The 8,511-nt window shown below is 66.2% G+C and carries 6 protein-coding genes; 1 reads left to right on the top strand and 5 read right to left on the bottom strand.

The features are described from left to right. The 4 genes from ACREE8_RS08155 to ACREE8_RS08140 form a co-directional block, all read right to left on the bottom strand. Positions 1–796 (bottom strand): LamG-like jellyroll fold domain-containing protein (locus tag ACREE8_RS08155; protein WP_431572485.1); only part of this gene is annotated, 796 nt, incomplete at its 3' end. Between the two features lie 26 nt (positions 797–822). Further along, positions 823–1,143 (bottom strand): hypothetical protein, encoded by a 321-nt coding sequence (locus ACREE8_RS08150; RefSeq protein WP_431572484.1) that lies wholly within the window; start codon positions 1,141–1,143, stop codon positions 823–825. Positions 1,144–1,224: 81 nt separating this feature from the next. Continuing rightward, positions 1,225–2,337 carry an ABC transporter substrate-binding protein gene (locus ACREE8_RS08145; RefSeq protein WP_431572483.1) on the bottom strand — a complete coding sequence of 371 codons (1,113 nt, stop codon included), beginning with the start codon at positions 2,335–2,337 and terminating at the stop codon, positions 1,225–1,227. A gap of 205 nt (positions 2,338–2,542) precedes the next feature. Continuing rightward, the gene (locus tag ACREE8_RS08140) at positions 2,543–3,892 is read right to left on the bottom strand and encodes an aspartate aminotransferase family protein (RefSeq protein ID WP_431572482.1); all 1,350 of its coding nucleotides are present in this window, start codon (positions 3,890–3,892) and stop codon (positions 2,543–2,545) included. Positions 3,893–4,239: 347 nt separating this feature from the next. On the opposite strand from ACREE8_RS08140, the gene ACREE8_RS08135 reads away from it, so the two are divergent. Continuing rightward, on the top strand, positions 4,240–5,196 hold the full coding sequence (locus ACREE8_RS08135; protein ID WP_431572481.1) for an acetyl-CoA carboxylase carboxyltransferase subunit alpha: 957 nt from the start codon (positions 4,240–4,242) through the stop codon (positions 5,194–5,196). A gap of 204 nt (positions 5,197–5,400) precedes the next feature. Here the strand turns inward: ACREE8_RS08135 and secA are convergent, their stop codons facing one another. After that, positions 5,401–8,172, bottom strand: coding sequence for a preprotein translocase subunit SecA (gene secA / locus ACREE8_RS08130; protein WP_431572480.1), 2,772 nt, complete (start codon positions 8,170–8,172; stop codon positions 5,401–5,403). Positions 8,173–8,511: the final 339 nt, after the last annotated feature.

The following is an 8,511-nucleotide window of genomic DNA, read 5'->3' as shown; positions in this document are numbered from 1 at the left end:
CGAAATCCCAGGCACCGACCACGTCGGCCGCCAGCAGCGGCGGGATGCCGAATTGCAGCGCCTCGATCTCGTCATCGCGCAGCACGCGTGCGGCCAGCCGCGGCGCCTCGATCTTGCCGTTGAAATGACCACCCAATAGAACCTTGGCGCCGCGCCGTCCGGTGACATGCGCCGCCATGGTGAAGGGCGTGTCAGCCGGCACTTGCGGCCGGACCCGCAGGATCGCCTCGGCCTCGCTGCCGGAATCGTCGCGCGCCATATGGGCCAGCGGGCGCTGGCTGAGGCGGACCTCGCCGGTCGCCGCATCGAAGCTCGCGGTGACACGGTACCAGGCGCGTTCGCGCATCGGGCGGTTCGTCTTGATCGCCGCAAGGCCGCCCTTGCCATCGCCCAGATCGAGGGCAAGCGCTCCGGTCTGGTCGAGTCCGAGCCGGAAGCCGGCGCGCGTCTGCTCCGACCAGCGCGCCAGCAGGGTCTGCGGCTTCTTGCCGGGCAGGGTCGGCCAGACCAGCGCGGTGAGGGTGAAGCTCTGCAGCCGGTCGAGAAGCGGGGAGGGCGGCACCAGCACGGCCGAGCCGGTGTCGAGCGGCTGCCGGCGCGTCGGGTAATCGCCATTGGCCGGGTTGGCGACGGGCGCGTCCTTGTAGCCGGCGCCATTCGGAGAATCGTCGCCACAAATCATGCGGACAACCTCGGCATGGAACTGCGGGGCGCCGGCCTCGCAACTGACCTTGACCTGAAGCCGGTCGCCGGGGCGCAGGCTGTGGCGGTCGCCGTAGCCGAAGATTTCGAGCATGGGAATGGACCTGTCGGAAGAAGGCGTCAGTCGAGGGCGAGCTCGCGGCCGGTCAAGGCCTGCCAGCGCAGCTTGAACACCGCCCATTCCGCCTCCTCATAGGAGGTGAATTCATAGCCGGGCACCGGCGTGACCGGATCGCCGAGCTCTGCGCCCATGCGGCCGAGGCCCCAGCGCTTGTGGCGCTCGAGCGTCACCAGCACGAGCCGGCCGGCATTACTGCCGGCCCGCATCCGGTTGATGACGCGTTGCAGCTCGCCGCTATGGCGGCCGAAGGGTTTGTCGCGGAACTCGCGCGCCAGGTCGAGGCGCCCAGGGTCGATCTCATACATCAGCATCGATCTCATACATGGAAGGCTCCGGGAAGGATTCTTCGGAAGATGGCGACCGGCCCGCGGCACCCGCGGGCCGGCCCCGGTCCGTTACGCTCAGCCGGCCTTCACATCCTCGAAGATCTTGTTGCGCCGCTGCTCCATCTCCGGCGAGACCTCGGTCTCGAACACGCTGTGCTGGAACAGGTTGGAGGGCGAGGCGAAGCCCAGATCCGCAACGATCTTCTGGTCGGCGATCTTGAACGAGTCCTTGTTGCAATGACCGTAGCCATATTGCTCGATCATGAACTTGCCGCTCTCGGGCGAGGACATGGCGTCGAGGAAATCGTAGACCTGCTCGTCGGGGACCGTCGAGTTGGCCATATGCACGAGGCCGCAGGTCCAGCTCAGGATACCTTCCTTGGGCGTCATATACTCGACCGGGATGCCCTGCTTCTTCATGGCGGCGAGGCCGTCATTCCAGGCATAGGCGATCAGGATCTCGCCCGAGGCCATCGCCTGCTGATAATCCGCCGGGGCATCCCAGTAGAAACGCACCAGGGCCCGCTGCTTCATCAGATAGGCTTTGATCTTGGCGCCGTCTTCCTCGGAGAACTCGTAGGGATTGATCCCGAGCGCCAGCCCCGCGACCGAGACGGTCGGGGTCGCGTTATACATCGAGATCTGCCCCTTATACTTCTCGTCGAAGGCGAGCTTCCAGGACATCTCCTCGGGCTGCACCTTGTCGCTGCGATAGAGCAGCGAGCCGTTGCCCCAGTCGAACGGCAGGATGTAATGCTCGCCATCGATGTTCGCTCCCGGCAGCGCCAGCAGCTCGGGCCAGACGTCCTTCCAGTATTTGAGTTTCGCGGTATCGAGCGGCTTGATCATCTTGAGCTTGTGCCAGCGCGCGACATCCTCGACGCAAGGATGCGCGACGTCGGTGGTGAAGCCCGATTGCAGTTTCTGGAAGGCCTCCTCGGTGCCGCCGAAGAGACTGAAGGTCGGCGGCGTGCCGTACTTCTTCACATAGCCCTGCATGATGTCGGGGATGTCGTAGCCGGCCCAGGTGTAATATTTGAGGTCGCCGCCGGCGGCGGCGGCCCCGGCCGGACGGCTGAAGCTGTAGGTCGTCACGGCGCCCAGGCCCATCGCGGCCAGGCTGCGGTGAAAATCGCGGCGCGAGAGCTTGCCCTCGGCCAGGCGATCGAAGAATCGGTTCTTTTCCATGATGCGTCTCTCTCCCTGGAGTTTCCGTCCTTGCGTGGATCGATCGGGGCGTCGGGTCTTCGACCTCTTCGCCCTCATTCTCGTCTCGTCCCTCGACGGCTGTCACTTCAACAAGAATCGCATCCCGCGACAAGCCGCCGTTGTGTGGAAATTTAGGGGGATGGACGCGCTCGCGGGACGATGAGACGCGCCGCCTCCCTGGGCCTCAACGCCCGAGCGGCGCCATCACCTCGGTCAGGCTGCGCTCGAGCAAATCGACGATCTCCACCAGCTCCGCTTCGGTTGCGTTATAGGGCGGCGACAGGATGATCTGGTCGCCGCGGATGCCGTCGACATTGCCACCGGTCGGATAGCAGATGAGTCCGTTGGCGAAGGTCCGGTCGCGGACCTTGATGCTGAGCTGCAGCGCCGGATCGAACGGCTCCTTGGTCGCCTTGTCGGCGACCAGCTCGATGCCGAGGAAGAAGCCGCGGCCGCGGATATTGCCGACATAGTTGCGGGATCCGAGCCGGTCCTGCAGCGCCTGCTTGAGCTTGGCGCCCTCGCGCGCGACCCGCTCGACCAGCTTGTCGCGGGCGACGATCTTCTGCACGGCGACGCCGGCGGCGCAGGCCGCGGTATGGCCGGTGAAGGTGTGGCCCGTCAGGGGTGCGCCATAACGTTCGAGGATCGGACCCGCCACGCGTTCGTGATAGACCGCGACGCCGAGCGGCATGTAGCCGCCGGCGAGACCCTTGGCGACCGACATGATGTCGGGCTCGACGCCGTCATGCTCGAGCGCGCGCCAGGTGCCGCAGCGCCCGGCCCCACACATGACCTCGTCGGCGATCATGAGCACGCCATAGCGGTCGCAGATCTCGCGGATGCGCTTGGCATAGCCGGCCGGCGCCGGCAGCGCGCCGCCGGCGGCGCCCACCACCGGCTCGAACACGAAGGCGGCGATGCGGTCGGGGCCCTGGCGCAGGATCTCGCGCTCCAGCTCGTCGGCGCAGAAGGCCGCGACGTCCTCGGGTTTCACGCCCTTGGGCGGGCGGTATTCATTGACGGTCGAGAGGAAGCTTGCCTCGGTCAGCGCGCCCTCGAAGGGCAGCCGGCGGTCGCGGAAGCCGGAGATGGCGAGCGCGCCCAGCGTGTTGCCATGCCAGGAGCGCTGGCGCGCGATGAAGCGACGGCGCGTCGTCTCGCCGCGCGCGGAATGATATTGCAGCGCCAGCTTGAGGCAGGATTCGACCGCCTCCGATCCACCCGAGACGAACACCATGCGGTTCAGGCCCCCGCCGCCGTTGCTCGCCACCCTCTCGGTCAGCTCTTCCAGCGGGTCGCTGGTGAAGGCGTAGCGATAGCCATGGGCGACGCGATCGAGCTGCGCCTTGATCGCGTCGTTGACCTCCTCGTTGCCATGGCCGAGGCAGAACACCGCCGGCCCGCCCGAGCCGTCGAGATAGCGCTTGCCGGTCGAGTCATAGACGCAAGAGCCCTTGCCCCAGGCGATCTTCGGCAGCGCGCCCTCGCCGAAATGGGTGGCAGCGCTGGCGGCTTTGGCGGGCTTGGACATGGATGGCTCCTGGCGGGCGAGACCTTGCTGCCTGCATCTCGAGGCGGGGGCGGCAAGGTCCGGAAAGAGTGCGGTAATCTGCCAGAACCCGGGGCCTTGGCAAGCGCGCGAGCGGGCGATGCCCCTATGATTTTTGCGGTCGCCGGGCCGGTCCCGCCTGTGCTAAATGCTGGCCCGCCTGCGGGTTGGCGCGGAGTTTCCCGGTTCGGGATGATTTCTGCGCCGCAAGCTGGCACAACTGAACAGTTCATGGCCCGTTCGCGGCCGGACGCCTGAAGGGATCTCGCGAGCGGCCGATCAGGGGAACTCCCGCCCGTGTCGCGGGGCCCGATCCTCGCAAAGGACCGATGCCCACTTTCCTCGATTTCGAAAAGCCGATCGCCGAGCTCGAAGGCAAGATCGAAGAGCTGCGCCATCTGGAGAACAAGGGCGACCTCAACATCGCCGAAGAGGTCGCGCGCCTTCAGGGCAAGGTCGACAAGCTGCTGCGCCAGACCTACGGCAAGCTGACCGCCTGGCAGAAGACGCTGGTCGCGCGCCATCCCGAGCGCCCGCATTTCCTCGACTATATCGCCAGCCTGTTCCAGGAGTTCACGCCGCTCTCGGGCGATCGCAGCTTCGCCGACGACCGCGCGATCCAGGGCGGCTTGGCGCGCTTTCGCGGCCGGCCGGTGATGGTCATGGGCCATGAGAAAGGCTCCGACACGGCGAGCCGCGTGCGCCACAATTTCGGCATGGCGCGCCCCGAGGGCTATCGCAAGGCGCAGCGCCTGATGGATCTGGCCGACCGTTTCGGTTTGCCGGTGATCGCGCTCGTCGACACGCCGGGCGCCTATCCCGGCGTCGATGCCGAGGCGCGGGGGCAAGCCGAGGCGATCGCGCGCTCGATCGAGACCTGCCTCAAGATCCGCGTGCCGCTGGTGGCGGCCGTCATCGGCGAAGGCGGCTCGGGTGGCGCCATCGCGCTCGCCGCCGGCAATCGCGTGCTGATGCTCGAGCATGCCGTCTATTCGGTGATCTCGCCCGAAGGCTGCGCCTCGATCCTCTGGCGTTCGGCCGAGCAGGCCAAGGAAGCGGCCGAGGCGCTCAAGCTCACCTCGGAGGATCTGCTCAAGCTCGGCGTGATCGACGAGATCGTGCCCGAGCCCCTCGGCGGCGCTCATCGCGGCCGCGAGGAAACGATCACGGCGCTGGGGGCCGCGCTGGAAAAGTCGCTGACGGAGCTCGACGGCCTCTCGGGCGACGACCTCCGGCGGACGAGACGCGAGAAGTTCCTCGCCATGGGCGAGAAGGGGCTTGGATAGCGGCTTCGAGCGCTGCTCTTCATCTTTCCTCGCCCTCACGAAGTGAGGGAGGGGGATGCGTAGAGTTAGTCGGAGCGAAGCGGAGATTTACTCGGAGCTGGGTGAGGGTGAACCTTCGACCCACCTCACCCTACCCTCTCCTCCCGCTATGCGGGCGGAGAGGAAAGCCTCATCCTGAAAGAACGCGCTCGTCAGCCGCTTCCTTCACACCTTCCCGTGGCATTGCTTGAACTTCTTGCCGGAGCCGCAGGGGCAGGGGGCGTTGCGCTGGACCTTGCCGAACTGCGATTCGGGGACGCGCGGCTGGGCGGCTGCCGAGGCGGCGCTCATGGCCATTGGCCGCGCCGCCGTGCCGTTGGGGCGGGCCATGCCGACGACCGGACTGCCCGACGGCGCCGCGGGGGCAGCGCCAAGGGCGCCATTTTCCAGGGCCGGGTCCTGCCGCGTCTCGCGCATCGGGGTCGAGGGCGGCGGCGGAGCCAGGTCTTCCGGGCGGCTGACGCGGATCTCGATATGCGACAGCACGCTGGTCACGGTCTCGCGAAGGCGCGCCAGCAGGCCTTCGAACATCTCGAAGGCCTCGCGGCGATACTCGTTGAGCGGATCGCGCTGGCTGTAGGCCCTGAGACCGATGCCATGGCGCAGATGATCCAGCGCCAGCAGATGCTCCTTCCACAGATGGTCGAGGATCTGGAGCAGCAGATTCTGCTCGGCCTTGCGCATGATCTCAGCACCAAAGCGCTGCTCGCGTTCGGCCGTGTGCTTGTCCGAGGCCTCAGTCAGGCGCTCGCGCACCATGTCGACGTCGATGCCCTCTTCCTTGGCCCAGGCCTCGACCGGGAGGTCGAGCGCCAGGACGCGCAGCACCTCTTCATGGAGCCGCCCGACTTCCCACTGCTCGGGATAGGAGCCCTTGGGGATGGTGCTGTCGACCAGCGCATGGATCGTCTCGTGGCGCATGTCGGCGATGGTCTGGCCGAGCTCCTCGGCCTGCATCAGCTCGCGGCGCTGTTCGTAGATCACCTTGCGCTGATCGTTCATGACGTTGTCGAACTTCAGCAGGTTCTTGCGGATCTCGAAGTTCCGCGCCTCGACCTTTTGCTGCGCCTTTTCCAGCGCCTTGTTGACCCAGCTATGGACGATCGCCTCGCCTTCCTTGAGGCCGAGCTTCTGCAGCATCGAATCCATGCGCTCGGAGCCGAAGATGCGCATCAGATCGTCTTCGAGCGAGAGATAGAAGCGTGAGGCGCCGGGATCGCCCTGGCGGCCGGAACGGCCGCGCAGCTGGTTGTCGATGCGCCGGCTCTCATGGCGCTCGGTGCCGAGGACGAAGAGCCCGCCGGCTTCGAGCGCCACCTGCTTGGCGGCCGCGACCTCGGTCTTGATCTGCTCGATCTTGGCCTTGCGCTGGGTCTCTTCCATCGCCTCGGTCTCGCGCCGGATGCGCATGTCGATATTGCCGCCGAGCTGGATGTCGGTGCCGCGGCCGGCCATGTTGGTGGCGATCGTCACGGCCCCCGGCACGCCGGCATCGGCGATGATGTAGGCCTCCTGCTCGTGATAGCGCGCGTTCAAGACCTGATGGGGGATGTGGCGCTGCTTGAGCATCGAGGAGAGCAGCTCGGATTTCTCGATGCTGGCCGTGCCGACCAGCACCGGCTGCTCGCGCGTGCGCGCATCGATGATCGCGTCGATGATGGCGCCGTATTTTTCCTTCGCCGTTCGGAAGACCTGATCGTCGTCATCCTTGCGGATGGTCGGCAGGTTGGTCGGGATCTCGATGACGTCGAGGCCGTAGATGTCCGAGAATTCCGGCGCCTCGGTCATGGCCGTGCCGGTCATGCCGGCCAGCTTTGGATAGAGGCGGAAGAAGTTCTGGAAGGTGATCGAGGCGAGGGTCTGGTTCTCGTTCTGGATCTGCACCCGCTCCTTGGCCTCGAGCGCCTGATGCAGTCCCTCGGAGTAGCGTCGGCCTTCCATCATGCGGCCGGTGAACTCGTCGATGATGATGACCTTGTTGTCCTTGACGATGTAGTCGCGGTCGCGCTGGAACAGCTTGTGGGCCTTGAGGCCCTGCATGGTGTGATGGACCAGCGCCACGTTCTGGATGTCGTACATCGAATCGCTGCGCAGCTGGCCCGCATCCTTCAGCAGCTGCTCCATATGCTCGACGCCGGGCTCGGTCAGGGTCACCTGACGGCCCTTTTCGTCCAGCTCGTAATCCGCCGCGACCAGGTGCGGGATCAGCGCGTCGATCTTGATATATAGCTCCGAGGAATCCTCGGTCGGACCGGAAATGATGAGCGGCGTGCGCGCCTCGTCGACCAGGATGCTGTCCACCTCGTCGACGATCGCGAAGTTGAACTTCTCGCGCTGCACCATCTGCTTGATGTCGTACTTGTTCAGGTTGTCGCGCAGATAGTCGAAGCCCAGCTCGTTGTTGGTGCCGTAGGTGACGTCGCAGGCGTATTGCCGCTGGCGCTCGACGTCGTTGAGGCCGTGCACGATGCAGCCGACGGTCAAGCCGAGGAAGCGGTAGACTTGGCCCATCCATTCGGCGTCGCGCTGGGCGAGATAATCGTTCACGGTGACGACATGGACGCCCTTTTCCGAGAGCGCGTTCAGATAGACGGGGAGGGTCGCGACCAGGGTCTTGCCTTCGCCGGTCTTCATCTCGGCGATCATGCCGCGATGCAGCACCATGCCGCCCATGAGCTGGACGTCGAAATGCCGCTGGCCCAGCACGCGCAAGGCGGCCTCGCGCACGGTGGCGAAGGCGTCGGGCAGGATGTCGTCGAGCGTCTCGCCCTTGGCGATCCGGTCCTTGAGCCAGGCGGTGCGGGCCTTGAGCGCCTCGTCGTCCAGCGCCTTGACCTCGGGCTCGAGCGCGTTGATGTCCTGGACGGACTTGGCGAGGGTCTTGATGTAACGGTCGTTGGCGGAGCCGAACAGCCGCTTGGCAAGGACGGAAAGCATTCAAACCTCGAAGAGCGCGGGAATTGCCCCGTTTCGGGGCGTCGCCTCGGGAAAAGGTCAAAAAAGACCGGCAAACCAACCGGACAGCCCCTCTGGGGCCCCGGGGCGGAAAGAGACATAGGACCCCGCCCCCGGCCTGTCAACGCAAGGGGCCGGTGCCGCGTCGCTAGGACCCAGCCCCGGCCGAATCACCCTTCGGTTCGGGCCCCGGATTCGGCCAGCCCCCTCGGCGTTCGTGACCAGCCTGTCACGCCAATGTGACGGAATTGGCCCCGCGATGGCGGCCCCGGGCGGTCTTGTGCCGGGACCGGCGCTGTGCATGATGGGCGCCGCCCAAGC

Origin of the sequence: Hypericibacter sp. (assembly GCF_050729195.1) — a bacterium.
GTDB lineage: Bacteria > Pseudomonadota > Alphaproteobacteria > Dongiales > Dongiaceae > Hypericibacter.
The sequence above is the reverse complement of the archived record's forward strand: the minus strand, read 5'-3'. Positions and strand labels throughout refer to the sequence as shown.

Coding starts and splice junctions, on each gene's coding strand:
- ACREE8_RS08150 (WP_431572484.1), bottom strand. CDS start 1,143: ATGAGATCGATGCTGATGTATGAGATCGACCCTGGGCGCCTCGACCTG.
- ACREE8_RS08145 (WP_431572483.1), bottom strand. CDS start 2,337: ATGGAAAAGAACCGATTCTTCGATCGCCTGGCCGAGGGCAAGCTCTCG.
- ACREE8_RS08140 (WP_431572482.1), bottom strand. CDS start 3,892: ATGTCCAAGCCCGCCAAAGCCGCCAGCGCTGCCACCCATTTCGGCGAG.
- ACREE8_RS08135 (WP_431572481.1), top strand. CDS start 4,240: ATGCCCACTTTCCTCGATTTCGAAAAGCCGATCGCCGAGCTCGAAGGC.
- secA (WP_431572480.1), bottom strand. CDS start 8,172: ATGCTTTCCGTCCTTGCCAAGCGGCTGTTCGGCTCCGCCAACGACCGT.